The 24668-nt window shown below is 66.1% G+C and carries 21 protein-coding genes; 12 read left to right on the top strand and 9 right to left on the bottom strand.

Annotated features, from left to right (window positions below; all coding sequences use genetic code 11):
* Positions 1–174: 174 nt before the first annotated feature.
* Positions 175–1503, top strand: a complete 1329-nt coding sequence (locus GFY24_RS04925) for a hypothetical protein (protein ID WP_309230467.1) — start codon at positions 175–177, stop codon at positions 1501–1503.
* Positions 1494–2357: an Abi-alpha family protein gene (locus GFY24_RS04930; protein WP_228566001.1), complete on the top strand. Its 864-nt coding sequence runs from the start codon at positions 1494–1496 to the stop codon at positions 2355–2357. The genes GFY24_RS04925 and GFY24_RS04930 overlap by 10 nt, the downstream gene beginning before the upstream one ends.
* Positions 2358–2541: 184 nt before the next feature.
* Here the strand turns inward: GFY24_RS04930 and GFY24_RS04935 are convergent, their stop codons facing one another.
* From GFY24_RS04935 to GFY24_RS04945, 3 genes are all read right to left on the bottom strand, one after another.
* Positions 2542–4332: an ABC-F family ATP-binding cassette domain-containing protein gene (locus tag GFY24_RS04935; protein WP_153803777.1), complete on the bottom strand. Its 1791-nt coding sequence runs from the start codon at positions 4330–4332 to the stop codon at positions 2542–2544.
* 152 nt (positions 4333–4484) lie between these two features.
* The gene (locus GFY24_RS04940) at positions 4485–5420 is read right to left on the bottom strand and encodes a 4-(cytidine 5'-diphospho)-2-C-methyl-D-erythritol kinase (protein WP_309230468.1); all 936 of its coding nucleotides are present in this window, start codon (positions 5418–5420) and stop codon (positions 4485–4487) included.
* Between the two features lie 23 nt (positions 5421–5443).
* Positions 5444–6196 carry an SDR family oxidoreductase gene (locus GFY24_RS04945; RefSeq protein ID WP_153803778.1) on the bottom strand — a complete coding sequence of 251 codons (753 nt, stop codon included), beginning with the start codon at positions 6194–6196 and terminating at the stop codon, positions 5444–5446.
* 80 nt (positions 6197–6276) lie between these two features.
* On the opposite strand from GFY24_RS04945, the gene GFY24_RS04950 reads away from it, so the two are divergent.
* The 5 genes from GFY24_RS04950 (at position 6277) to GFY24_RS04970 (ending at position 11206) form a co-directional block, all read left to right on the top strand.
* Positions 6277–6888 carry a TetR/AcrR family transcriptional regulator gene (locus GFY24_RS04950; RefSeq protein WP_153803779.1) on the top strand — a complete coding sequence of 204 codons (612 nt, stop codon included), beginning with the start codon at positions 6277–6279 and terminating at the stop codon, positions 6886–6888.
* Between the two features lie 101 nt (positions 6889–6989).
* The gene (locus GFY24_RS04955; protein WP_153803780.1) at positions 6990–7196 is read left to right on the top strand and encodes a heavy-metal-associated domain-containing protein; all 207 of its coding nucleotides are present in this window, start codon (positions 6990–6992) and stop codon (positions 7194–7196) included.
* Entirely contained in the window at positions 7197–8090 is an 894-nt protein-coding gene (locus tag GFY24_RS04960; protein WP_153803781.1) for a hypothetical protein, read from the top strand. It abuts the gene before it with no gap.
* Positions 8090–10330, top strand: a complete 2241-nt coding sequence (locus GFY24_RS04965; protein ID WP_153803782.1) for a cation-translocating P-type ATPase — start codon at positions 8090–8092, stop codon at positions 10328–10330. The genes GFY24_RS04960 and GFY24_RS04965 overlap by 1 nt, the downstream gene beginning before the upstream one ends.
* A gap of 378 nt (positions 10331–10708) precedes the next feature.
* Positions 10709–11206 carry an LpqN/LpqT family lipoprotein gene (locus tag GFY24_RS04970; RefSeq protein WP_194852745.1) on the top strand — a complete coding sequence of 166 codons (498 nt, stop codon included), beginning with the start codon at positions 10709–10711 and terminating at the stop codon, positions 11204–11206.
* Between the two features lie 42 nt (positions 11207–11248).
* Here the strand turns inward: GFY24_RS04970 and rsmA are convergent, their stop codons facing one another.
* The 3 genes from rsmA to GFY24_RS04985 all read right to left on the bottom strand — a co-directional run bounded on the left by rsmA (position 11249) and on the right by GFY24_RS04985 (position 14791).
* Positions 11249–12130: a 16S rRNA (adenine(1518)-N(6)/adenine(1519)-N(6))-dimethyltransferase RsmA gene (gene rsmA / locus GFY24_RS04975; RefSeq protein ID WP_309230469.1), complete on the bottom strand. Its 882-nt coding sequence runs from the start codon at positions 12128–12130 to the stop codon at positions 11249–11251.
* Between the two features lie 226 nt (positions 12131–12356).
* Positions 12357–13529 (bottom strand): lipase family protein, encoded by a 1173-nt coding sequence (locus GFY24_RS04980; RefSeq protein ID WP_153803784.1) that lies wholly within the window; start codon positions 13527–13529, stop codon positions 12357–12359.
* A 101-nt stretch (positions 13530–13630) separates the two neighbouring features.
* Positions 13631–14791, bottom strand: coding sequence for a lipase family protein (locus GFY24_RS04985; RefSeq protein WP_153803785.1), 1161 nt, complete (start codon positions 14789–14791; stop codon positions 13631–13633).
* 149 nt (positions 14792–14940) lie between these two features.
* Between GFY24_RS04985 and GFY24_RS04990 the strand changes: the two genes are divergently transcribed.
* Complete coding sequence (locus GFY24_RS04990) at positions 14941–15708, top strand: SDR family NAD(P)-dependent oxidoreductase (RefSeq protein ID WP_153803786.1); 768 nt, start codon at positions 14941–14943, stop codon at positions 15706–15708.
* A gap of 116 nt (positions 15709–15824) precedes the next feature.
* Here the strand turns inward: GFY24_RS04990 and GFY24_RS04995 are convergent, their stop codons facing one another.
* Together GFY24_RS04995 and GFY24_RS05000 are read right to left on the bottom strand one after the other, a co-directional pair.
* Positions 15825–16952, bottom strand: a complete 1128-nt coding sequence (locus tag GFY24_RS04995; protein ID WP_153803787.1) for a resuscitation-promoting factor — start codon at positions 16950–16952, stop codon at positions 15825–15827.
* Between the two features lie 63 nt (positions 16953–17015).
* A complete protein-coding gene (locus tag GFY24_RS05000) occupies positions 17016–17843 on the bottom strand; it encodes a TatD family hydrolase (protein WP_153803788.1) in 828 nt (275 codons plus the stop codon).
* A 66-nt stretch (positions 17844–17909) separates the two neighbouring features.
* Between GFY24_RS05000 and metG the strand changes: the two genes are divergently transcribed.
* Positions 17910–19469, top strand: coding sequence for a methionine--tRNA ligase (gene metG, locus GFY24_RS05005; protein ID WP_153803789.1), 1560 nt, complete (start codon positions 17910–17912; stop codon positions 19467–19469).
* Between the two features lie 76 nt (positions 19470–19545).
* Here the strand turns inward: metG and GFY24_RS05010 are convergent, their stop codons facing one another.
* Entirely contained in the window at positions 19546–20475 is a 930-nt protein-coding gene (locus GFY24_RS05010; protein WP_153803790.1) for an SMP-30/gluconolactonase/LRE family protein, read from the bottom strand.
* A gap of 297 nt (positions 20476–20772) precedes the next feature.
* On the opposite strand from GFY24_RS05010, the gene GFY24_RS05015 reads away from it, so the two are divergent.
* From GFY24_RS05015 to GFY24_RS05025, 3 genes are read left to right on the top strand one after another with little or no spacing between them, the layout of a single operon-like run.
* Positions 20773–21822 (top strand): 3-oxoacyl-[acyl-carrier-protein] synthase III C-terminal domain-containing protein, encoded by a 1050-nt coding sequence (locus tag GFY24_RS05015; RefSeq protein WP_309230470.1) that lies wholly within the window; start codon positions 20773–20775, stop codon positions 21820–21822.
* Between the two features lies 1 nt (position 21823).
* Positions 21824–22735, top strand: a complete 912-nt coding sequence (locus GFY24_RS05020; protein WP_153803792.1) for a hypothetical protein — start codon at positions 21824–21826, stop codon at positions 22733–22735.
* Positions 22732–24663, top strand: coding sequence for an AMP-binding protein (locus GFY24_RS05025; protein WP_153803793.1), 1932 nt, complete (start codon positions 22732–22734; stop codon positions 24661–24663). Before GFY24_RS05020 ends, GFY24_RS05025 begins: the two co-directional genes overlap by 4 nt.
* Positions 24664–24668: the final 5 nt, after the last annotated feature.

Below are 24668 nucleotides of genomic sequence, written 5' to 3' on the forward strand. Positions count from 1 at the left end.
CCCCCGCCATTCTCGTTGCTGAACTCTAATGGGTGGAACACCGGGGCAACCACTGTGACACAGATCTCCGACTCAGACACTCGCTAGCTGGACTCGCTTCCTGAATCCGAAGTAAGGTCCGGGATGCCGATGGGGTTGACGCCGGCGACGGTTCCGGTGCGGGTCGGCAGGAGGGTGACGTTGCTAGAGAGTGTTTTCGGAGTCCACCCGACAATTTTGCTGGAACTGATCACGATTCCGTTGTTCACCGGCATCATCGGTTACATCACCAACTGGACCGGCGTGCTCATGCTGTTCAAGCCGATCGGCTTCCACGGCTTCCGCCTGCCCGGTCTCGCGGCTTTGTTTCCCTTCCTGCCCAAGCGGATTCAGGTGCTGCCGTTGCTGCAGTACGACGGGCGGATGGGCTGGCAGGGCATTGTTCCCTCGCGTGCGGACAAGATGGCGAGCATTGCAGTCGACAAAGGTCTGGCGAAACTCGGGAGTGTCGCGGACTTCTATCGCGAACTCGAACCGGACATGCTAGCTGAACATCTGACTGAAATAGCAGAACTCCAGATTCGCGACATCGTTGAAGACATCCTGAAACGCGAACATCCACAACTTTGGTACAACCTGCCCAATGGCGTCCGGGAGATGGTGCATACCCGAGTAGCCGAACAGCTTCCGACAATTCTGCGCGAACTCACCGATGAACTCGGAAACAACATCGATCAACTGCTGGACGTCAAGCAGATGGTGATTCGCTACTTCCAGGCGCGACCGCAGTTGCTCAACAGTCTGTTCCAGGTACTCGGCGCCAAGGAACTGCGATTCATGCAGAACTTCGGTTTCTACTTCGGTGCGCCCATGGGTCTGGTGCTGGTCGGCATTCTGCACTGGACCGGATGGTCCGCGCTGGCGGTGCTGCCGCTCGGCGGAATCGTCATCGGCTGGGTGGTCAACTGGGTCGGCATCAATATGATCTTCGCGCCCGCCTACCCCAAGTGGTGGGTGCCGTGGCGGCAGGGGCTGCTCGTGAAGCGCCAGCCCGAGATCACCGAGGGCTATGCGGACATGGTGGCGAGTCAGATCATGACCGTCGCCAATATCGGCGACGAACTGCTCAACGGGCCGCGCTCGGACCGCACCATGCAGATGCTCACCGACACCCTCAAACCCGCCGCCGACCAGGCGCTCGGACCCGCGCGCGGTGCGGTGAAGTTCCTGCTCGGCAATCGCGAATACGACTCGCTGCAGGACAGTTTCACCACCGAGTCCATGAAGATCGCCCCGATCGCCTTCGCGGACCCGGCGTTCAACGTGCGCCAAGGCAAGCAGGTGCAGGAGTACATCGCCAAACAAATGTCGGCGCTGCCACCGCCCGAGTTCGTGGACATGCTGCGATCGGCCATCAAACAAGACGAATGGCTCTTGTTCGTCCATGGCGGTGTGCTGGGGCTGCTCGCCGGTTACGCTCACCTCCTGATCTTCGGAACAGGAGTAGCCACCTCATGGATATGACCGAAACCGACTCGGGCGAAAGGGAACCCGCCGATACCTCCGCCGAGTTGCTGGTGCGGCCCACCGCGCCACTGCCGGTTCCGGTGGTCGCGCCGGCACCTTCGGCCGGGCCGGTGCGCGCGGCCACCGGCGTGGTGCGCGTTGCCGTGGCGGCCGCGGTCGAGGCCGGAGCATGGGGGTTGAGCACCGCACTCGGGGTCACCTCGGCGGTATTGCGCGGCAGTATGGCCGGGCAGCCGCCGCGTGAGATTCTCTCCGAAGCCGGTGCGCAGGTGCGGCATTCGGTACGCCAGGCGCTGGGTGTGGCCGCGCCCGAGACGGTCGAGACCGCCGCCGCGACCGAACCCTCCTCCAGTGCGGTGCTGCGCGCCCGCGGCGCCGAATTGCTGCGCCGCTCAGCCGAATTCCATGACGACGACGCACACCGGCATCCCGCCTACGCCCGCATCCTGGGCGAGCTGGCTCCCGACGAAGCGCGCGTCATCCGGTACCTCTATCTCGACGGCCCGCAGCCCCTGCTGGAAGTCCGCACCGGACGCAACGGTCAGGGCGGTCAATTCAATCTGCTCGGCGAGGACGCCGGCCTGCGCTACCCCAACCGGGTCGAGGAGTACCTCACCAATCTCGACCGGCTCGGCCTGATCGACATCACCCGCGAGCCGCTCGGCAACCCGAACCGCTACCAGCTGCTGGAAGCGCAATCCGAGGTACGCCGCCTGCTGAAGCGAGCCGGCTTCGGCACCAAAGTCCTCTACCGCACAATCGAACTCACCTCATTCGGTGCGGGCTTCGTCCGCACCTGCCTCCCCATCCCCGCACTGGATCAGCCCGCCCGCATAGAGCAGCACGGCTGAGGTCAGCCCCGGCGAAGTAGACCGCCCGCCATCACGGGCGCATGCCACCCCGCCCGCACCGGATGTACACCGACCCCGTCATCCCGGCATGCTTTTGGCCGGGATCAACCTGACTCAGCGAGATCCCGGCCAAAGACGCGCCGGGATGACGAAGAGTGAACGGGCCGGGATGACGGGGTGGTGGTCAGAGGTCGGCGAGTTCGAGCCAGCGTTCCTCGGCGGCCTCCTTCTCGGATTGGACCTGCTTCAGTTCCGTGCCGAGGGCGATGAGTTTGTCGGGGGTGGTGGCCGCGTCCGCCAGGGCGGTGTGGAGTTTGGCTTCGCGTTCGTCCAGCTTTTGGATGGAGCGCTCCAGTTTGGAGAGTTCCTTGCGGGCGGCTCGGTAGGCGGCCGAATCCGTCGCGGCGGCTGAGGAATTCGCGGTGGCACCGGACTTGGGGGCCGCGGTTGCCGTCATGGCGGCGCGCTTCTTCAGGTATTCGGTGATACCGCCGGGGAGGTTGGTGAGTTTGCCGTCGCCGAACAGGGCCCAGGTGGTGTCGCAGATGCGTTCCACCAGGTAGCGGTCGTGGGAGATGACGACCATGGTGCCGGCCCAGTTGTCCAGGAGGTCTTCCAACTGCTGGAGGGTGTCGATATCCAGGTCGTTGGTGGGCTCGTCCAGGAGCAGAACGTTGGGCTCGCTCATCAGGATTCGGGTGAGCTGCAGGCGGCGGCGTTCACCACCGGAGAGATCACCGACGGGGGTGCGCTGTTTGGCGGGGGTGAAGCCCAGGCGCTCGGCCAGCTGGCTGGCGCTGATCTCCTTGTCGCCCAGCATGGTTCGCATGGCGACATCCTGAACCGCTTCCAGCACACGCATATCCAGGGGCAGATCGTCGAGTTCCTGGCGCAGCCAGCCGATCTGGATGGTCTTACCCTCGATACGCTTGCCGGACTTCAACTCCTGATCACCCGCGAGGGCGCGCAGCAGCGTGGTCTTACCGGAACCGTTCACGCCGACCAGGCCGACGCGCTCACCCGGGGCGAGCCGCCAGGTCAAGTCCTGCACCAGTTCCCGGCCATCCGGGGTGGCCAGGGTGGCGTCCTCGAGCTCGATCACCACGCGGCCCAGGCGTTTACGCGCGAACGACGCCAGCGCGACGCTGTCACGGGGTGCGGGCACATTCGCGATCAAAGCCTCGGCGGCCTCGATTCGGTAGCGCGGCTTGGAGGTTCGCGCGGGCGCGCCACGACGCAACCAGGCCAGTTCCTTGCGGGCCAGGTTCTGGCGGCGTGCCTCACTGGCGTCGGCCTGCCGGGAACGCTCGGCGCGGGCGAAGATCCAATCGTTGTAGCCGCCCTCGTAGGTCTCCACCTTGCCGCCCTGGACCTCCCAGGTGCGGGTGGCGACGGTATCGAGGAACCAGCGATCGTGGGTGACGACAATCAGCGCGCTGCGCCGGGAGACGAGGTGTTCGGCGAGCCACTGCACACCCTCGACATCGAGGTGGTTGGTGGGCTCGTCCAGCACCAGCAGATCCAGATCGCGAACCAGGGCGGCGGCCAGTGCGGTACGACGGCGCTCACCACCGGAGAGGTTGCCGACGAGCGAATCCATGCCGAGGTCGGCGATACCGATGCCCTCGACCACATTGCGGATACGGGTGTTCGAGGCCCATTCGTGCTCGGCGACACCATCGGTCATTTGATCTTCGGCGAGTCCGGCGAGCACCACTTCACCGACGGTCGCGCCCTCGGGCAGCACGCCGCGCTGGGTTACCACGGCTATCCGCAGGCCACCCACTCGGCTGACCCGCCCGCTGTCCGGCGGCTCGAGCCCCGTCAACACCTCCAGCAGCGTGGTCTTACCGCCGCCGTTCAGACCCACGACCCCGATCCGCTCCCCCTCCTGCACGCCGAGGGAGATGTTCTCGAGCAACGGCGCAACGCCGAAACTCTTGTTGACCTGTTCCAGGTTGATCAGGTTGGCCATGAATCTGTGCCGCCTCTCCGCGCCTTCAGCCGAACCGTAAGAGCCTAGTCACCTCCCGTCGCGGGCCGGCGGCCACGTACCTGGGAACCTCAGCCCGTACCCGGGGAGTTACCCCGACCTTACGAAATCAGCTGTCACGAAAGAACAGGCGATCAGCGCTTGGGGTCGGCCGGGCTGCTGAGGATGCGCGCGCCGGGGACCGGGCCGTAGGCGGTGCGGACGCTGCGGCAGACGCCCGCGCCGGAGAGTTCGGCGGCGACCGTGACGGCGGCTTCCTCGGATTCGCAGAGGAAGGCGCAGGTGGGGCCGGAGCCGGAGACGATGCCCGCGAGCGCGCCCGAGGTGACACCGGCGCGGAGCGTACGGCGGAGTTCGGGCTTCAGGGACAGCGCCGCGATTTGCAGGTCATTACCGAGCAGCGGGGCGAGCTGGTGCGGGTCGCCGGAGGCCAGCGCTTGGAGCAGGGCTTGTGGGCTCTCGAGGCGGGGCGGATCGCCGATTTCGCGCAGGCGGTCGAGTTCGTGGAAGACCGACGGGGTGGACAGGCCACCCTTGGCGAGGGCGAGTACCCAGTGGAAAGTGTTGCGGCACAGCACCGGAAGGAGTTCCTCGCCGCGCCCGCGACCCAGGGCGGTCTGGCCGTGCAGGGCGAAGGGGACATCGCTGCCGAGTTCCGCTGCGATATCCGACAATTCGGCGCGAGACAGGCCGAGTTCCCACAGATCGTTCAATCCGAGCAAGGCGGCGGCGGCATCGGCGCTGCCGCCCGCCATACCGCCCGCCACCGGAATGCCCTTGGCTATGGCGATTTCGACCAGCGGCGCACGACCGCCGAGCCGTGCGAGGCGGACCGCGGCCTGCCACACCAGGTTTCCGCGATCGGTGGGGACCTGGTCGGCGCTCTCGCCGGTCACTCGCACCGTGAGGGCGGCGGCCGGCGAGATCTCCAGATCGTCACTCAGCGACAGGGCTTGGAAAACCGTGGTGAGGTCGTGGTATCCGTCCTCGCGAAGATCGCCCACCCCGAGGTGCAGATTCACCTTCGAGGGCGCGCGCACGACGACGGGACTGGGCACAACAGACAGCACGCGGACAGCCTAGTTGCAGTTCCCTACAGGAGTGCGCCACCGGTGGCATCGATCCACTGGCCGGTCACCCAGCGCGAGTCGTCGGAGGCCAGGAAGCCGACGATATCGGCGACATCGGCGGGCTGGCCGACCCGGTTCAAAGGGGAGCGGGCGGCGGTGGCGGCCTGACCTTCGGGCGTGCGCAGCCAGTCCGCGTTCATATCGGTGTCGATCGCGCCCGGGGCCACCGCGTTCACCGTAATGCCGCGTGGGCCAAGCTCTTTCGCGAGGATGCTGGTCAGCGCGTCGATAGCCGCCTTGGTCATGGTGTACGCGAGCAGCCGCGGCTGGTACGCGCCGCGGGTGAGGCCGGTGGAGACATTGATGATGCGGCCGTTGTCACGCAGTCGATCCACACCGAGTTTCGTCACGAAGAACGGCGACTTGGTATTGACGGCGAAGACGCGGTCGAAGGATTCCTCATCGGTGCTGGTGATGGGTTCGCGGATGCCGTCGGTGCCCGCATTGTTGACCAGTATGTCGAGGCCGTCGGCGTGCGCGTCGAAGGCGGTCCACAGCGCTTGCGCATCACCGGGGACACCGAGCGACGCCTGGATGGCGAAGGCCGAACCGCCCGCTGCCTCGATCGCGGCGACCGTCTCCTTGGCGGTGGCGGTATTGCCGTTGTAGTGCACGGCCACCCGGGCGCCGTCCTTGGCCAGGCGCAGCGCGATGGCGCGTCCGATGCCGCGGCCGCTGCCGGTGACCAGTGCCGTTTTGCCTGCGAGGGTGCTCATGAGCTGCGCTCCTTTTATCTAGCGATCGTTACAGAAAGGGACCGTAACACATTATCTAGCGAGCGCTATAAAATGCGGATATGGCCACATCCACCCGGGGCCGACCCCGCAAATTCGATCGAGACGCCGCCCTGGACAAGGCCCTGCGCCTGTTCTGGCGGCAGGGTTACGAGGCCACCTCGATCAGCGACCTCACCGGCGAGCTCGGCATCGGCGCACCCAGCCTGTACGCGGCGTTCGGCGATAAACAGCAGCTGTTCAGTGAATCCATCGAGGTGTACGTCAACGACTACGCGGGCTTCGCGGCGCGTGCGCTCGCCGAGGAACCGACGGCCTGGGACGCGGTCGCCCGCACATTGCGCGAGGCAGCCCTGGAGTACACCGAACCCGGACTTCCGAACGGCTGCATGGTCATCAGCGCCGGGATCAACACCACTAACGCGGAGGTCGCGGCCATGCTCGAGGCCATGCGCACCGCGAATGTGACCGCCTTCGCCGAGCGCATCCGCGCGGATATCACCGCCGGACTCCTGCCCGCCGAGACCGATGCGGGGGTACTGGCCCGCTACATCGGGGTGGTCATGCAGGGCATGTCACAGTCCGCGCGCGATGGCGCGAGCCGGGACGAGTTGCGAAAGGTCACTGAGCTGGCACTACGGGTGTGGCCGGCATCCGGAGCCGTCGAGCGCTGAATTTCCGCGCCGAACCGCTTGCGCCAGGTACCCATGGGGGGTATGTTTCAGAGGTGTTCGGGGATACCCCCACACCGTATAGCGCGAGTCGAGGAGTCGAAATGGCCACCAGCACCTACACCGTCACCGGCATGACCTGCGGCCACTGCGTCGGATCGGTTCGGAAGGAGATCGGCAAGATCGACGGCGTCACGAGTGTCGACGTGGATCTGGCCTCCGGTCTGGTCAAGGTCGAATCCGCCGCGCCCATCGCCGACGCCGATGTCCTGGCCGCCGTCGACGAAGCCGGGTACGAGGTGGCGAGCTGAATGAACGATCGACTGAAGTTCGCCGCCTTCGGAGGCGGACTGGTCGTACTGTTCGGGGCCGCACTCGGCATCGGAGCCCTGGTGGGCGATCCGGCCGAGTCGGCCTCCGGCACGACCTCCGCGCACTCCGAACATCAGACCGCGGCGGCCCCCGGGCTCGCGGACAGCGAAGAGGGTTACGCCCTCACCGATGTCACCGCGCCGACCGCCGCGAATCAGCAAGGGGCACTGCGCTTCCGGATTACCGGACCGCAGGGCACCGTCACAAAGTACAACACCCTGCACGAGCAGAACCTGCACCTGATCGTGGTCCGCTCGGACGCGAGCCAGTTCCGGCACGTCCATCCGGCACTCGCCGCGGACGGCACCTGGACCATCGATTGGAAGTGGGCCGAGCCCGGCAGCTACCGGGTCTTCACCGACTTCTCCCCCACCGGCGGGCCGGGCGAACTGACGCTCAGCCGGACCGTGCAGGTCGATGGCAACACGGTGGCCAAGGCACTGCCGCCGGTATCCAAGACCGCTCAGGTGGATGGCTACCAGGTCGCCCTGAACGGTGACTTGTCCACCGCCGGAAGCGAATTGAAGTTCACCGTCACCCGCGACGGTAAGCCGGTCACCGACTTACAGCCATACCTGGGCGCCTACGCGCACCTGGTCGCGCTGCGGGCCAGTGATCTCGCCTACCTGCATGTGCATCCGGAGGGCGAGGTCGGAAAGACCGCTCCCGGACCGGAAGTCGCCTTCCACGCACAAGCCCCGAGCGATGGCACCTACCGCCTCTACCTGGACTTCCAGCACGGCGGCACGGTCCACACCGCCGAGTTCACCGACGAAACCACCACTGCCGCATCCGGTTCGGACGCGCACTCGCAACACGGAGGAGGTCACTGATGAGCGCCCCAGCCCCGGAGCGGTCCATCGAGCTGGAAATCGGCGGCATGACCTGCGCCTCCTGCGCCTCCCGTATCGAGAAGAAACTCAATCGGATCGACGGCGTCACCGCCACGGTGAACTACGCGACCGAGAAGGCGAAGGTCAGCTTCCCGGAGTCGGTGACCACCGATGATCTGATCGCCAAGGTCGTCGACACCGGATACACCGCCGCCGTGCACCGCACCGAACCGGTGAAATCCGCTGACACCGAGGATGATTCGGCTCCGGGTGCGACCCGGCAGCTGCGGCATCGCCTGCTGGTGACGCTGGCGCTGGCCGTCCCCGTGGTCGCCATGGCGATGATTCCGGCGCTGCAATTCACCAATTGGCAGTGGCTTTCGCTGACGCTGACCGCACCCATCGTGGTGTGGGGCGGCGCGCAATTCCACCGCGCCGCCTGGGTGAACGCCAAACACGGTGCGGCCACCATGGATACGCTCATCTCGCTCGGCACCCTCGCCGCGTTCGGCTGGTCCGTGTACGCGCTGTTCTTCGGCGACGCGGGTATGGCCGGGATGAAACATCCCTTCAGCCTTGCCATTTCGCGTGGTGACTCGTCCTCGGCGCTCTACTTCGAGGTGGCGGCGACGCTGATCACCGCGATCCTGGCGGGCCGGTACTTCGAGACCCGTTCCAAGGAGAAGGCCGGATCCGCGCTGCGGGCCCTGCTGGAACTCGGCGCGAAAGATGTGGCGGTACTGCGGGACGGTGTCGAAACCCGGATCCCCGTGGTCGAATTGCGGGTCGGCGAGGAATTCCTGGTGCGGCCGGGCGAGAAGATCGCCACCGACGGTGTCGTGGTCAAAGGTAATTCGGCGCTCGATATGAGCATGCTGACCGGTGAATCGGTGCCGGTCGAGGTGGGGCCCGGCGATGCCGTGGTCGGCGCGACGGTGAACGCGGGCGGTCTGCTGACCGTGCGCGCCACCCGGGTCGGCGCGGATACCCAGCTGGCGCAGATGGCCGCACTGGTGGAAGAGGCGCAGAACGGGAAGGCACCTGTACAGCGGCTCGCCGATCAGGTGGCCGGGATCTTCGTTCCGATAGTCATCGGGATTTCGGTTGCGGCGCTGGGCTTCTGGCTCGGCACCGGAGCGTCCGTATCGACCGCCTTCGGGGCGGCGGTGGCCGTACTGATCATCGCCTGCCCCTGCGCTCTCGGATTGGCCACGCCCACAGCACTTTTGGTGGGTACCGGGCGCGGTGCGCAGCTGGGGATTCTGATCAAGGGCCCGCAGGTGCTGGAGTCGACACGGCGTATCGATACCGTGGTGCTGGACAAGACCGGTACGGTCACCACCGGCAAAATGACTCTCGCCGAGGCGATTCCGGCCACGAATGTGGATCCGGACGAGCTGCTCGCGATTGCCGCGGCGGTGGAGCACGGCTCCGAACACCCGGTCGCGAAGGCTGTGGTGAAGGGCGCTGTCGATCGCGGACTCGATACCGAACAGGTGGAGCAGTTCGTCGGCCATGGCGGCAAGGGCGTACAGGGTCTGGTCGGTGAGCGGGCGGTCGTCATCGGGCGCACCGAACTGCTCGAGGATTGGTCGATCGCGCTGCCGGAAGTCTTGGCGGATGCCAAGATTCGGGCCGAACAGGCCGGGAAGACCGCCATTGTGGTGGCCTGGGACGGGGTGGCGCGCGGCGTGCTGGTTATCGCCGATGCCGTCAAACCCACCAGCGCACAGGCGATCTCGGAAATGCGGGTACTCGGGCTCACCCCCGTACTGCTGACCGGTGACAATGCCGCCACCGCCCGCACCGTGGCCGATCAGGTCGGCATCGACCAGGTCATTGCCGAGGTGCTGCCCAGCGACAAGCTGGATGTGGTGAAGCAACTGCAGGCGCAGGGCAAGGTGGTCGCCATGGTCGGCGACGGCGTCAATGACGCGGCCGCCCTCGCCCAGGCCGACCTCGGCCTGGCCATGGGTACCGGCACCGACGTCGCCATCCAGGCGGCCGACCTCACCCTGGTCCGAGACGACCTCCGCTCGGTCCCCACCGCGATCAAACTGTCCCGAGCCACCCTGCGCACCATCAAGGGCAACCTCTTCTGGGCCTTCGGCTACAACGTGGCAGCCATCCCCCTGGCCGCCGCGGGCCTGCTGAACCCGATGCTCGCCGGTGCCGCCATGGCCCTGTCCAGCGTCTTCGTAGTCAGCAACAGCCTCCGCCTACGCCGCTTCCGCGGCTGACCCACCCGACGACCGGCATTCGCCTTCCTGACGAAAACCCCTCGTCATCCCGACGACCTGGCCGTCGCTATCCCGGCGACTACCCCTCGTCATCCCGGCGCGCTTTTGGCCGGGATCCACAGAAACCGTTGCAGCACTGGCGGCGTGGATCCCGGCCAAAAGCATGCCGGGATGACGGGGTGGGCATGCCGGGATGACGGGGCACGCCGCGAGTTCGTTCGATCCGCGAGTGTGCACTCAGGGCGGTGATTCGGATGGATTTCCGCCCGGAGTGCACACTCGGCCGGGGTGCGGGCTTGTGTGGTGGGGCGGGTCGTGTTCAATGGCTGGCGTATGCGGTGGGGACCGCCTCGCCCGCTATGCCGAGGAGCAGAGTTCGTGACGACTATTGCCGAGTACCTGGTCGCAGCGGGTATCGAGATCGCGCCGGTACAGCCGGGAGAGGCTGGAGCGCCCGAGGTTTCGCTGCCGCTGGCCGATGGGTGGCAGGCGGTGGATGCCGCCATGTTCCCCGGTGCGTACGGGGTGTTCACCCGCCCGCCCGAGAACGGCTGGGCCGACAATGTGGTGCTGCTGGTCGGCCGGCTGTCCAAGCCGTCGAACCCGGCCGAACTGCTGGAGTCCGCCTTCGCCGATGCCCGCCAGCTCCCGGACTGGCGCGAACTCAATGCCGAAATCGGTGACTACCAAGGCTTTCCGTCCGCCGCTGTCACCGGCACCTACGCGGTCGAGGCCCTCATCCTGTGGGTGCACACCCGCTATGCGATCGTCGCCATCGGCAGCTACGAGTACCTCGTCCAGCTCACCGTGACCGCCCGCGCCGACGGCGACGGTATCGAAGCCGGTCTCCTGGACGGCCTGCAGATCACCGTCTAGTCCCACTTGTCCGGGGGCGGGTTCACGCCCCCGGCCGATTGGTCAGGCTTGGGCTGCCAGGCGGACGAAGGCCGCGGTGTCGAGGGTTTCGCCGCGGGCCGTCGGGGCGATTCCGGCTGCTACCAAGCGCCTTTCGGCTTCGACGGGGGAACCGGCCCAGCCGGCCAGGGCGGCGCGGAGGGTTTTGCGGCGTTGCGCGAAGGCGGCGTCGATTACTTCGAAGACTTTTTTGCGGTGGTCTTCGTCCATCGACCAAGGGGCTTCTTCGTAGCGGTCGATGCGGACCAGTCCGGATTCGACCTGGGGAACGGGCCAGAAGATTTGACGGCCTACCGTGCCGGTGCGGCGGACGGTGCCGAAGAAGCCCGCCTTGACGCTGGGCACGCCGTAGATGCGGCCGCCGGGGGTGGCGGCGAGGCGATCGGCCACTTCCAATTGCACCATGACGAGAGTTGTTCGGATGCTGGGCAATTCGGCCAGCAGGTGCAGGAGTACCGGGACCGCCACGTTGTAGGGCAGGTTCGCGACCAGCGCCGTCGGTGCGGCGGGGAGGTCGGCCGCCTGCACACGCAGGGCGTCCGCGAGTACGACGGTGAGGCGGTCGGCCAGACCCGGCGCGCGGTCCCGCACCGTATTGGGCAGGTGCCCGGCCAGATTCGGGTCGATCTCGACGGCGATCGTGCGATCGGCGACATCGAGAATGGCCAGGGTCAGCGAGCCGAGGCCGGGACCGACCTCGAGCACCACATCATCGCGGGTGACGCCCGCCGCCGCGACAATGCGGCGGACGGTATTCGCGTCGTGGACGAAGTTCTGTCCGAGCTGCTTGGTCGGGCGCACCCCGAACCGCTCGGCGAGCACCCGCACCTCGGCAGGGCCCAGCAGGGCGGCTTCTCCACGACCAGCGTTTTCAGGTTCGGACACCCTGCGAAACCTATCAACCCCCGCACTCGTCCCACCTCGACACCCCGGTCGGAGGTGGGCGGCGACACGTCCGCGCCCAGCCCCGAGCCGCCTGCCCGCCCAGCCGAGCAACCGACCCGGACGCACAACCGGCAGCCCACCCAGCCACGCGCCCAACAGCCCGCCCAGCCGCACAACCGACGGCCCGCCCGGCCGAGCCGTCGGCGGCGCGGCAATGGACGTCCGGTCAGCTCTGAGTGGGCGTGGCGAGGATGCGGTTGAGGAAGGCGTCCATCGCCGACCACATCTGCGGATTGATATTGCCGTGCGAGCCGGTGCCGACGGAGGTCTGGAAGTCGACGCCGTTGGCGGCGAACTGGGCGGCCAGGGCGGCGTGCAGCGGGGACGGGACGGTGGTGTCGGTTGCGTTGAGCAGCAACAGGATCGGTGCGTCGTAGCCGCGGGTGGGTACCGTCATGTAGTCGCGGAGTACGGGGGTGAGCGGACCCTCGCTGAGCGAACGGGCGAGCAGGTCACCGATGCTGATGCCCCGCATGCGCTTGATGGTTTCGGGCAGGCAGGTATTGCCGACGCTGTCCAGGAGTGTGCGGCCCTGTTCGGTCAGATAGCTGTCGACCTGGGCGTCGGGGCGGGCCGCGCGGAGTCCGGCCAGAATGCTGACGACGAAGCCGTTCACGTCGTCACCGGTCTTGCCCGACAGCTCGGGCACCCACGGTCCCGCGATGGGCAGCACCTTCTCCACATCCGAGGCCGGATCGACGGCGACGGTGCCGCGGAAGTCGAGATCGGGGGCGGCCGCCACCTGCACGCTGGAGGTGCCGAGCGCGGCGTGACCGCCCTGCGAGGTGCCGGCCACCGCCCAGGTGCGGGAGAGCTCCGGGTTCGCCGAGCGTGCCGCGCGCACCAGATCGATAGTGGCGGTGGCCTCGGTGCGCAATTCCAGGTACGGGTGCGGTCCGGTCTCGTACAGGCCGAGTCCCAGATAGTCGGGTGCGACGACCGCGAAACCCTTCGAGGCGAAGTACCGCATGAGAACGTCTTCGTCGGCCATCATACCGGGCAGCGGCGCATTGTCCGGATCGGTCTGGCCGCCGCAGTTCGCACCGAGTCCGGTGGTGCCGTGGTCGTAGGCCATGATCGGCCAGCCGCCCGCGGGCGCGGGCCCGGCGGGGATGTACATGGCACCGCTGGCCCGGACCTGTTCACCATTGGAGCGGGTGGTCCAGTACTTGACGATCGAACCGTTCACCTGCCCGTGCCAGCCATCGGGCTGCGCGGTTGCCGAAATGAGGGTTCCGGCGGGATCGGCCTGCGCCGAGCTCATCGGAAGGACGAGCAGCGCACTCGCGGCCACGGCCGCAACGGTCGTGATTCGAGTAAAAGTACTGGTAAATCCCATGATTCCTCCGTCGGCTCCGCCTCGGAAGCGGATTCAGCTTCCGGAGTGTCTGCCTGACAATCTATTTGCCGATAGATTGCCCATACCGCACCGACCCTCGATCAGGGCATGGTCGGGGTGGCGAGTAGGCGCGCGGTGAAGTCATCGATGGCCGACCACATCTGCGGATTGAGATCGGTGTGCTGCCCGGTCCCGGTGACCGTGCTGAAATCCACACCGTTCGCGGCGAACTGGGCGGCGAGCGCGGCGTGCAGCGGCGAGGGCACGACCATATCGGTCACATTGAGCAGCAATAGAATCGGCGCGTTGTAGCCACTGGTCGGCACGGTCAGGTACGCGTTGGCGGCGGCGCGGAACCGGTCGTCGGCGAGCGGCCGGGCGAGCATCTCACCGACGGAGACGCCGTCCACGGCCTTCATGATGTCGCCGAAGCAGAGGCTGCCCGCCTGATCGAAGATCTCCCGGCCGCGCGGGGTCAGGTAGCTGTTCAGATCGAGTTCGGGATGGGTTTCGCGCAGCCCCGCCAGCATGCTGACCACGAATCCGTCGATGGCATTACCGTTCTGGCCGGGAATCTCCGGCACATACGGTCCCGCCAGGGGTACGAACTTCTCCACATCGGAGGCCGGATCGACGGCGATGGTGCCGCGGAAATCGAGATCCGGTGCGGTACTCACCTGTAGGTTGGCCGCGCCGAGCGCCGCGTGCCCGCCCTGCGAAAATCCGGTCAGCGCCCAGGTTTTCGACAATTCGGGATGCGCGGCGCGGGCCGCCTTGACCAGATCGATGGTGGCGCTCGCCTCGGTGCGGGTCTCCAGATACGGGTGCGGCCCGGTGTCGAATTTGCCGAGGCCCAGGTAATCCGGTGCGACGACCGCGAAGCCCTTGTCGACGAAGTACCGGAGGATCTTGTCCTCCTTGGGACGGCTGAACACGCTGGTATCGCTCTGCCCGCCACACCCCGGGCCGAGTCCGGAGGTACCGTGGTCGTAGGCCATGATCGGCCAGCCACCGGCGGGGGCCGGGCCGCTCGGGATGATGAGTGCGCCACTGGCCTGGACGGATTCGCCATTGGAGCGGGTGGTCCAGTAGTCGATGGCGGAGCCGTTGGACATGCCGCGCCAGCCGTCGGGTCGAGCGGTGGTATCGATGACCGCGCCCGCGCCCGCCGCCTGCGCCGGAGCTCCCGGCACCATGAGCACTGCACCCGCCGAGGCCACGGCGGCGATGAAAATCCGCGTACGCCAACCGAACAACCGCATTTATCCTCCATCAGGCCACGCCCCGTGAACAATTCGTTCGCGGGAAGAGCCTAGCTATTAAATCGACTGTCCAGTATGAGAAAACTCTGTGACCGGACAACCGGCAATCCACCATTGACGCGATGTGAAACTTGTTCTAATTTCGCGCCATGTTGAGATACGACGGACGCCGCGTAATCGTCACCGGAGCGGGCTCCGGAATCGGCCAGGGTATCGCCCTGCGCCTGCTCGCCGAAGGCGCCCACCTGGTCGCCGCCGACATCAGCGAGAACGGCCTGGCCGCCACCCGCGAGGCCGCCCCCGCCGACCAACAGGACCGGCTGCACACCGTGCAACTGAATGTGGCCGACCAGGATTCGGTGCGCAGCGCCACCGCCACCGCCTTCGAAACCCTCGGCGGCCTGGACGTATTGGTCAATGCCGCAGGCATCATGCGCGCCGGGCACACCCACGAGATGCCCCTGGAAACCTGGAACGAGGTGCTCGCGGTGAACCTCACCGGCACCTTCCTGATGATCCAGTCCGCGGTTCCGCAGCTGATCGAATCTCCGCACGGCGGCGTCATCGTGAACTTCTCCTCCACCGCGGCCTTCGGCTCCAATCCGTACATGGCCGCCTATGCCGCGTCGAAGGCCGGAGTCAACGCGCTCACCCACACCATTGCCCTGGAATACGTGAAAAAGGGTCTGCGCGCGGTGAATATCGTGCCCGGCGGCATCAGCACGGGCATCACCTCGGGTCTGTCGCTGCCCGCCGACGCCGACTGGTCGCTGATGGCGCGCCTGCCCGGCTGGATCGACGGTGGCGCGCTCGGCAAGCCGGAGGATATCGCGGGCGTGGTCGCCATGGCCGCCTCCGATGACGGGCGGTATATGACCGGCACCGAACTGCGCGTGGACGGCGGAGCATTGATGTAGCGGGATCCGCACTGCAGCACGGGATTTCGAGGGCCGGCCCGCAGAGAGATCCGCACACCCGGTCTGGAGATCGCGCACCCATCCGCATGAGGTGCGCGATCACCACACCGGGTGTTTCAGCCGATGCCGAGGCGGCTGGTGCAGGCGGGCCAGGCGCCCCAGCCCTGGCGGGCGCGGGTCACCTCGGCAATGGCGATCTGCTCCTCGCGGGTGGCGAGGTCCGCGCGCGGGGCGTACCGGGTGCCGCCCTGGCGTTCCCAGGTGCCGGCGTCGAACTGGATTCCGCCGTAGTACCCGTTGCCGGTATTGATGGCCCAGTTGCCGTTGGATTCGCAACTGGCGAGGGCGTCCCAGGTGCTGCCGTCTTTGACATCGGGGACCTCGGTGCCGGGTTTCGCGCCCTTACGGATGGTCTTGGGGGCGGCGGGCTCGATGACGGTCGAGTTGATCGGATCCTTGCCCGCCTCACGACCATTCACGATCGAGACCGCGAAGGTGACGTCCTGGGTGCCGGGCACTCCGAGATTCTCGACAATCGTCCGGCTCATATTGAGCGAGGTGTCCTCGATGATGTTCTCGGGCGGGTCGAGGGGTACCCGCTCGGTGCGCTTCTCGACGATCTTGCGAGTGACGACGATCTTCATGCCATCGCGCAGCGGAGTCCCCGCGACCGGTTCGACACTGTCCTGATTGATCAGCGGGCGGCCCTGCACCTGCAACAGTTCGCCGACCGTCGGCGCGGCCAGCCGGACCAGCGCGGGCGCGGCACCGTTATCGGCCAGCTCGACGGTGCGCGGATTGGTGATCAGCAGCTGCGCGCCTTCGAGCGGCAGCGGCGTCGGCCGCGCGGGCGAGGTGTAGACATCGCCGGGCAGATTCAGTTTCACAATGGCCTCGGCGACCGTCAGCGCGGTGGTCCACGCCTTGGACGGCGTGCCGTCCACGATCAGTGACACCTCGCGCGCGCGGTTCAGCGTGATGGTCGCGCCATCGCCGATTCGTGAACTGGGCGAAGGGGATACGTCATCGCGAGAGCCGACGGTGTACCCGGCGTCCTTGAGTACGCCGCGCACATCCAGATACATGCTGTTGCGCACGATCTTCTGGCCGTCGACCACGACCGTGATGGTCTTCTTGTTCACGATGGCCAGGCCCGCACCGACAATGAGCGTGACGAGCATCGCCGCGATGGCGCCGTACAGCAGCGGCGACCGCGACGAGTTGAGCTTCGTCATGGCATTCATCGGAAATCCCGGCATGGTAACAGTACGATAACGAGGAGGCCAGGGAATGACAACCGGTACGCATCAAATTCCGTACACGCGCCGCGCATTCGCCGTGGTGATCTTGGCCAGCGTCACTGGATCCTGTTCCCGCAACTCCGCCAGCGATCGCAAGGTGTAAGGCAGCATGTAGGACTCGTTCGGCGCACCGCGGAATGGATGCGGGGTCAGGAACGGCGCATCGGTCTCGACCAGAATCTGGTCCTGCGGAACGAGTTTCGCGGCCTCCCGCAATTCGTGGGCGTTCTTGAAACTCACGGTGCCGGAGAAACTCAGCACATAGCCCTCGTCCACACACGCCTGCGCCATATTTGCGTCGGAGGAGAAGCAGTGGAAGATCACGGTTTCCGGGGCGCCCTCGTCCAGCAGGACCGCGAGCAGATCATGATCGGCCTCGCGATTGTGGATCATGAGCGGTTTGCGCAGCCGCTTGGCGAGATCGATATGCCAGCGGAAACCCTCCACCTGATCCTCGATGGAGGCACAGCCGTCGAGTTTGCCGGGCCAGTAGTAGTCGAGTCCGGTCTCGCCGACCGCGACCACACGCGGGTCCGCGGCGAGCCGCTCCAGCTCGGCCTTGGCGGCATCGTCGAGGACATTCGCACGGGTCGGATGCAGCGCCACCGCCGCGTACACCCGGTGATCCCAGTTCGCGGCTTGCACGGCGAAGCGCGCGGCGGCCAGATCGTCGGCGACCGTCACCACCTCGCGCACGCCCACCGCGGCGGCCCGATCCACAATGGCGGCAACCGATTCCGCGTCGGTGGCACCGCACGCGTCCAGATGGGTGTGCGCGTCGACGAGCGGGAACAGCGGCTCGGGCGGCTCGGGCGCCGGTCGGCGGCTAGTCATGAGCGAAACCTGCCACGGGGATATTCACGCGAGCTACTTCAGGCACGCAGATAGAGTAGACACACCATGAGCGCATCCGACCGCCCCGCCTTCTATGTCAGCACAGCCATCGCGTACCCGAATGGTGTCCCGCACATCGGGCACGCCTACGAGTACATCTCCACCGATGCGCTGGCCCGCTTCAAGCGGCTCGACGGATTCGACGTGTTCTTCATGACGGGCACCGATGAGCACGGGCAGAAAGTGCAGCAGGCCGCCAAGGCCGCCGGGGAGCCCGAGGCCGAGTACGCGGCACGCAACTCCGATGTGTTCGAAACCATGGACAAGGCCCTGGATGTGTCCTTCGACCGGTTCATTCGAACCACCGACGAGGACCATCACGCCGCGTCCATCGCCATCTGGGAGCGGATGGCCGCCAATGACGACATCTACCTGGACACCTACGCCGGGTGGTACTCGGTGCGCGACGAGGCGTTCTACAACGAGGACGAGACCACCCTCCTCGAGGACGGCACCCGCGTCTCCACCGAAACCAAGACCCCGGTCGAGTGGACCGAGGAGTCGAACTACTTCTTCCGGCTCTCCAAGTACCAGGACAAGCTTCTCGACCTGTACGAGAGCAAGCCGGAATTCATGGCTCCGGCGACCCGGCGCAATGAGATCGTCTCGTATGTGAAGGCGGGGCTGAAGGATCTGTCCATCTCCCGCACCACCTTCGACTGGGGCGTTCCGGTGCCCGGCGATCCGGCGCACGTCATGTACGTGTGGGTGGACGCGCTCACCAACTACCTCACCGGTGTCGGCTTCCCGAGTACGGATTCGGCTGCCTTCCAGAAGTTCTGGCCCGCCGATGTGCACATTATCGGCAAGGACATCACGCGCTTCCACGCCGTGTACTGGCCCGCGTTCCTGATGTCCGCCGGAATCGAGCTGCCCAAGCGGGTTTTCGCGCACGGGTTCGTATTCCACAAGGGCGAGAAGATGTCCAAGTCGACCGGCAATGTGGTGTCGCCGACCGAACTTGTCGACACCTACGGCCTGGACGCGGTGCGGTTCTTCCTGCTGCGTGAGATCTCCTACGGGCAGGACGGGGCGTACAGCCACGAGGGGATTGTCAGCCGGATCAATACCGATCTGGCGAACGAGTACGGCAATCTCGCACAGCGCTGCCTGAAGATGGTCGCACGCGACTTCGGCAGTGTGGTCCCGGTTCCCGGTGAATTCACCGGTGAGGACAAGGCCATGCTGGAACTCGCCCGCGCTCTGCCCGAGCAGGTACGTGCCGAATTCGATCAGCAGCAAATCCATTTGGGCCTCGAGCACCTGTGGAACACACTGCGCGAGGCGAACCGGTACTTCTCCGCCCAGGCCCCGTGGACGCTCGCCAAGTCCGGCACGCCCGAGGATGTGGCCCGCGAAGGCACCATCCTCTACGTGACCATGGAGGTCGTGCGCATCGTGACGCTGCTGGTGCAGCCCGTGATCCCCGGCTCCGCCGCCAAGATCCTGGACCTGCTGGGTCAGACCGATCGCGACTTCGCCGCCATCGCCACCCCGATCCAGCCGGGCACCGCCCTGCCGGAGCCCGAGGTTGTGTTCCCGAAGTACGTGGAGCCCAAGGCATAACGGGATAGATCGTTCGAAACACCAACGGCGGCACCGGAACTCGGAAGTTCCGGTGCCGTGCCGTTTCCGGGCCGAATTATCGCGTCAAACGGGTGACGGTGCCGAGAAAACTGGTGGCGTACAACGAGTTCGAATCCCAGCCGGGGCCGGCGCCGAATCGCACCGAGGTCACGAAGGGGAGGCCGTCGGCAATGGTGCAGTACGCGCCGGTGTCCGGATCGACTCGAACCACCCGGCCGGCGGCATTGAGCGCCACATAGACCGCACCGTCCGGGCCCACGGTCAAATCGTCGGCGGAATTGAGCGGGCCGAAACCTGGGAGGGTAATGCGCTGCGGCGTGGCACCGGGGTGATCGATATCGATCGCCCCGATTGTCGTGGTGGCGTCGAAAGTGGTGGAGACGAACAGTTTACGGCGCGCCGGATCGTAGGCCAGGCCATTGGTGAAAGTCAGTTCGGGAGCGAGGGAATGCGCGCCGGAACCGTCCGCGGCCACCCGGGTCAGTACCGCATCGGGGCCGAGGTCGCGGCTGACGACGAAGCCGCCATCGGGTAGCTGCGCCAGACCATTGGGCATATGCAGGCCGGAGGCGACCGTGGCGAGCGCGCCGGTGGCCAGATCGACCGAGACAATCTTGCCGTCCGGAGTGTTCGTGACGCCGCTGGCGAATGTATTGCCCGAGTTCACATACGCGCTACCACCATTGATGACGATTCCACCCGGAGATTCCACCGCCGCGGCGAGCCCGCGGGTGCCGTCCGCGGTGAGCCGTTGCAAGCCACCACCGCCGCCGGTGAGGGAGATCTCGGAGAGCAGCAGTCCGCCGCGACCATCGAAGGCGAGGTTCTCCAGACTGCCGAAGCCGGAGGCGACAGTGGCCTTCGACCAGTTGGAACAGGACGTGGAATCCGGTGCGGCGGTGGCCATTCCGGGCAACGCGAGGGCGAAACCGACGCCGAGCTGTGCGGTCGCGAGACCACCGACCAGGGCTTTCCGTATGCGCATGGCCCTAACCTAGCGGTAGCCGCCGAGCGAAATCCACTGTCGCCCAGACAGTTTCATATGGAAGTAGATGTAACTTCGGGTTACATCACAGGGTCGTCGCCGACGACGTGAAGTCCCTCACAGCATCGGTCCGCGATCAGTCATAGGGCGATGCTCTCACCGGCGAAAACTCTTGCCGAACAGCATGTCTCAGACACTTTTTCCGAACTTCGCCCGGTCGCCGCTCTAGTTACCGTCGGGTACGGTCAGGACCGCCACCGATTCAGATTGCATTTCATCGTACTTTCAGGAGTCCCCGTGCCGCATTCTCGATTCGAGTCGATAGGCGCCTATCTGCCATCCAAACGCGTCACCACCGAAGAGCTCCTAGCGCAATTGCAGGAGACCCCGGGCTTCGATCTCGAAAAAATCACGGGCGTCAAGGAACGACGCTTCCGCGACACCACACCCGAAAACCACGAAGACTCATACATTCTCGCGATGAACGCCGCCCGGGACTGTCTTTCCAGGTCACAGTATGCGGCCGCGGATCTCGACGTGATCATCTCCACCTCGATCACGCGCAGCAAGGGTACCCGGATGTATATGGAGCCCTCCTTCGCGGGCTCCCTCGCACGTGAACTCGGCGCGCGCCCGGACACCATTTCCTTCGACCTCTCCAATGCCTGTGCCGGAATGATGACGGGCACATACATTCTCGATCGCATGATTCGCTCGGGCGCGATCAAGCGCGGCATGGTCGTGAGTGGTGAAGCCATTACTCCGATCGCCGAAACAGCGGTCAATGAAATCACCGAGAAATACGATCTGCAATTCGCCTCGCTCACCGTCGGAGACTCCGGCGCGGCGGTAATTCTCGACGAGGCTGTTGATGACAACGACAAGATCCACTACATCGAACTCACCACCGCATCGGAGTTCTCGCACCTGTGCCTGGGCATGCCCAGTGAGAAGTCACAGGGCGTGTCGCTGTACACCGACAACCGCAAGATGCACAACGAATCCCGCTTCCTGCTCTGGACCGACACCCAGGGCAACTTCATGGCCGATCGTGGCACCACATTCGAGGACGAGGGCTTCGACTACATCATTCACCACCAGTTCGGCGCGGGCGCGATTCCGTTCATGAACGCCATTGCCGCACGCGAGTTCGGCACGCCGATGCCGCCGGATCTGAATGTCATCGAGAAGTACGGAAACACCTCCACCACTTCACATTTCATTGTGTTGCACGATCAACTCAGCCAGCAGAACATCGCATCCGGATCCAAGATCCTGATGGTCCCCGCCGCCTCCGGCGTCGTCGGGGGATTCCTGTCCACCACGATTTCATCCCTGAAGGTCTGACATGGGCGTGCGCATCAAATCCACCGGAATCAGCCGGGCCGGAGACACTTTCAGCATTGTCGAGCTCAGCGGCGCGGCCGCGCGCCAGGCCATGGAGCGGGCGGACGTGCGGCCCGAACAGGTCGGCGTGCTCATCAACGCGGGCATCTTCCGCGACTCCAATACCGTGGAACCCGCTGTGTCGGCACTGATTCAGAAGGAAGCGGGCATCGGGCTCGACTACACCAAGGACGATCCGCGGTCGTTCTCCTTCGACCTCATGAACGCCGGCGTCGGCGTGCTGAACGCGGTGCAGGTGGCGCAGTCCATTCTGGCGACCGGCAGCGCCGAGCACGTGGTCATCGTCTCCGGTGACACCCATCCCTCGCTGAAGCGGGGCGCGGCGGACGACGAATTCCCTTATGCCACAGCGGGTGCCGCGCTGCTGCTGGAGAACACCGATGCGGACGAGGGCTTCGGCCGGGTGCACACCATCGCCGGTGCCGGCACGCCCGCCATCGAGTCGTATGTGGATGTATCGACCATGGGCACGCGCGGTCGCGAGCTCATGACCGTCATTCGCGAACCAGATGCCGAACAGCGCCTGCTCGACCTCGCCGCCGACGCCGCCCGCATGGCGCTCTCGGAGGCCGATCCGGACCAGGCCACCACCGCGCTCATCTCGTCCACCCCCACCGCAGGCTTCCCGGAGCAGCTCGCCGCCACCCTGGGTATCGCGCCCAATGCGGTCTTCGGACCCGATCTGTCCCAAGGTGATCCGCATACCGCGGCGCTGCCGCTGGCCTACGATACGGCCGTGACGAGCCGCGCCCTGGACGCGTTCTCGCATGTGCTGTTCGTCGCGGCCGGTGCGGGCCCGGCGGCCGCCGCCGTGCTCTACCGGCTGCCCGCCACCGTCGGAGCCCCGGCGTGACGACCGCTACCTATTGGCAGGCCATCGACCGCTTTCGCGCGGTCGTGGCCGACCAGCCCGATCGGGAAGTCGTCATCTTCCCGCACGGGCGGACCGACACCGGGCTCCCGGCGTATCGGCAGCTGACCTACCGGGAGCTCGACACCTGGTCCGACACCATTGCCGCGCATCTGGTCGCGGCGGGTGTCGGCCGCGGCACCCGCACCATCGTGCTGGTACTGCCCAGCCCGGAGCTGTACGCGATCATGTTGGGGCTCTTGAAGATCGGCGCCGTGCCGGTCGTCATCGACCCGGGCATGGGACTGCGCAAAATGCTCAACTGCCTGCGCGCCGCCGATGCCGAAGCCTTCATCGGCATTCCGCAGGCGCATGCCGCGCGGGTGCTGTTCGGCAAGTACTTCCGCGATGTACGCGTGAAGATCACTGTGGGGCCGCGCTGGCTCTGGGGTGGACAGACCTTGCAGAGCTGGGGCACACCGGTGGCCACGGAAAGCGTTGTGGCCCAAGATATCAGCGATGCACCGTCAGCACACGGCATCAGCGCGCGGTTACGCGAACTGATTGCCACGCTGGAGGGTTCGCAGTCCAAGCGCGGCACAACGGCGGCGAAAGCCGTCGGCACCGCCGAACGCATGCGTCCGATCGTGAATACGCGACTGCGCACGGTACGGGACACGGTGGTCGGCGCGCGGGCGCGGTGGGAGCAGATCGCCGGGGGATCTGTTGCCGCCGTGGATGATTCGGCGCTGCTGTCGGAACGGGTACCCGCACCCGCCGACGAACTGCTGCTGATCGCGTACACCACCGGTAGTACCGGACCGGCCAAGGCCGTGGAGATGACGCACGGGAATCTGTCCTCCATGGTCGATCAGGTGGACGCGGCGCGGGGACGGGTCGCGCCGGACACTTCGCTGATCACCTTGCCGCTGGTCGGAATTCTGGACATGCTGCTGGGCGCGCGGTGCGTGCTGCCGCCGCTGGTGCCCAGTCAGGTGGGGTCCACCGATCCGGCGTTCGTCGCCGATGCGGTGAATCGATTCGGGGTGCGAACCATGTTCGCCTCGCCCGCCGTATTGATTCCGCTGCTGCGGTATATGGAGCGAACCGGAACGAAAGTTCCTACGCTGCACAGCATCTACTCCGGTGGCGCACCGGTGCCGGACTGGTGTATCGCCGGACTGCGCGAGGTATTGGCCGAGGACGCCGAGGTGCACGCGGGCTACGGGTCGACCGAGGCGCTGCCCATGTCGACCATCGAATCCCGGGAACTATTGGGCGGACTCGTCGAACGGGCGCATCGCGGTGAGGGCACCTGCATCGGTCGTCCCGCCGAGGGCGTACGCGCCAGGCTGGTCGCCATTACCGATGACCCGCTGCCCACCTGGGCCGACGCCGAGGCCCGTGAGCCCGAACTCGTGCAGACGCGCGGGATCGGTGAACTGGTGGTCGCCGGGCCGAATGTGAGCACCCGGTACTACTGGCCGCGCGAAGCCAATCAGGCGGGCAAGATCGCCGACGGCGATACCGTCTGGCATCGCACCGGCGATCTCGCCTGGATCGACCAGGAGGGGCGAATCTGGTTCTGCGGGCGTAAGAGTCAGCGCGTGGACACCGCTGACGGGCTCATGTTCTCGGTACAGGTCGAGCAGGTCTTCAATACCCTGCCCGGCGTGGTGCGAACCGCACTGGTCGGTGTCGGTCCGCGCGGATCACAACGCCCGGTGCTGTGCGTCGAAGCCGAACCGGGGACCGACACCGTCCTGATGGCGGCGGAATTACGCACCCGTGCAGTCGAATTCGATGTCACCGCGCCGGTGATGACCTTCCTGTTCCATTCGAAGTTCCCCGTCGACATTCGCCACAATGCCAAGATCGGCCGCGAGCAGCTCGCCCGCTGGGCCGCACAACGGCTCGGAGAGGACAAGTAAACGAC

The sequence above is a fragment of the Nocardia sp. SYP-A9097 genome (assembly GCF_009649815.1).
Classification (GTDB): domain Bacteria; phylum Actinomycetota; class Actinomycetes; order Mycobacteriales; family Mycobacteriaceae; genus Nocardia.

What these genes read in the sequence shown, in the direction of transcription:
- GFY24_RS04935 (WP_153803777.1), bottom strand. Translation starts at nt 4,332, where the DNA reads ATGGCCAACCTGATCAACCTGGAACAGGTCAACAAGAGTTTCGGCGTT.
- GFY24_RS04965 (WP_153803782.1), top strand. Translation starts at nt 8,090, where the DNA reads ATGAGCGCCCCAGCCCCGGAGCGGTCCATCGAGCTGGAAATCGGCGGC.
- metG (WP_153803789.1), top strand. Translation starts at nt 17,910, where the DNA reads ATGAGCGCATCCGACCGCCCCGCCTTCTATGTCAGCACAGCCATCGCG.
- GFY24_RS04945 (WP_153803778.1), bottom strand. Translation starts at nt 6,196, where the DNA reads ATGAGCACCCTCGCAGGCAAAACGGCACTGGTCACCGGCAGCGGCCGC.
- GFY24_RS04960 (WP_153803781.1), top strand. Translation starts at nt 7,197, where the DNA reads ATGAACGATCGACTGAAGTTCGCCGCCTTCGGAGGCGGACTGGTCGTA.
- GFY24_RS05010 (WP_153803790.1), bottom strand. Translation starts at nt 20,475, where the DNA reads ATGCGCATACGGAAAGCCCTGGTCGGTGGTCTCGCGACCGCACAGCTC.
- GFY24_RS04950 (WP_153803779.1), top strand. Translation starts at nt 6,277, where the DNA reads ATGGCCACATCCACCCGGGGCCGACCCCGCAAATTCGATCGAGACGCC.
- GFY24_RS04955 (WP_153803780.1), top strand. Translation starts at nt 6,990, where the DNA reads ATGGCCACCAGCACCTACACCGTCACCGGCATGACCTGCGGCCACTGC.
- GFY24_RS04985 (WP_153803785.1), bottom strand. Translation starts at nt 14,791, where the DNA reads ATGCGGTTGTTCGGTTGGCGTACGCGGATTTTCATCGCCGCCGTGGCC.
- GFY24_RS05000 (WP_153803788.1), bottom strand. Translation starts at nt 17,843, where the DNA reads ATGACTAGCCGCCGACCGGCGCCCGAGCCGCCCGAGCCGCTGTTCCCG.
- GFY24_RS04995 (WP_153803787.1), bottom strand. Translation starts at nt 16,952, where the DNA reads ATGAATGCCATGACGAAGCTCAACTCGTCGCGGTCGCCGCTGCTGTAC.
- GFY24_RS04930 (WP_228566001.1), top strand. Translation starts at nt 1,494, where the DNA reads ATGGATATGACCGAAACCGACTCGGGCGAAAGGGAACCCGCCGATACC.
- GFY24_RS04980 (WP_153803784.1), bottom strand. Translation starts at nt 13,529, where the DNA reads ATGGGATTTACCAGTACTTTTACTCGAATCACGACCGTTGCGGCCGTG.
- GFY24_RS05020 (WP_153803792.1), top strand. Translation starts at nt 21,824, where the DNA reads ATGGGCGTGCGCATCAAATCCACCGGAATCAGCCGGGCCGGAGACACT.
- GFY24_RS04990 (WP_153803786.1), top strand. Translation starts at nt 14,941, where the DNA reads ATGTTGAGATACGACGGACGCCGCGTAATCGTCACCGGAGCGGGCTCC.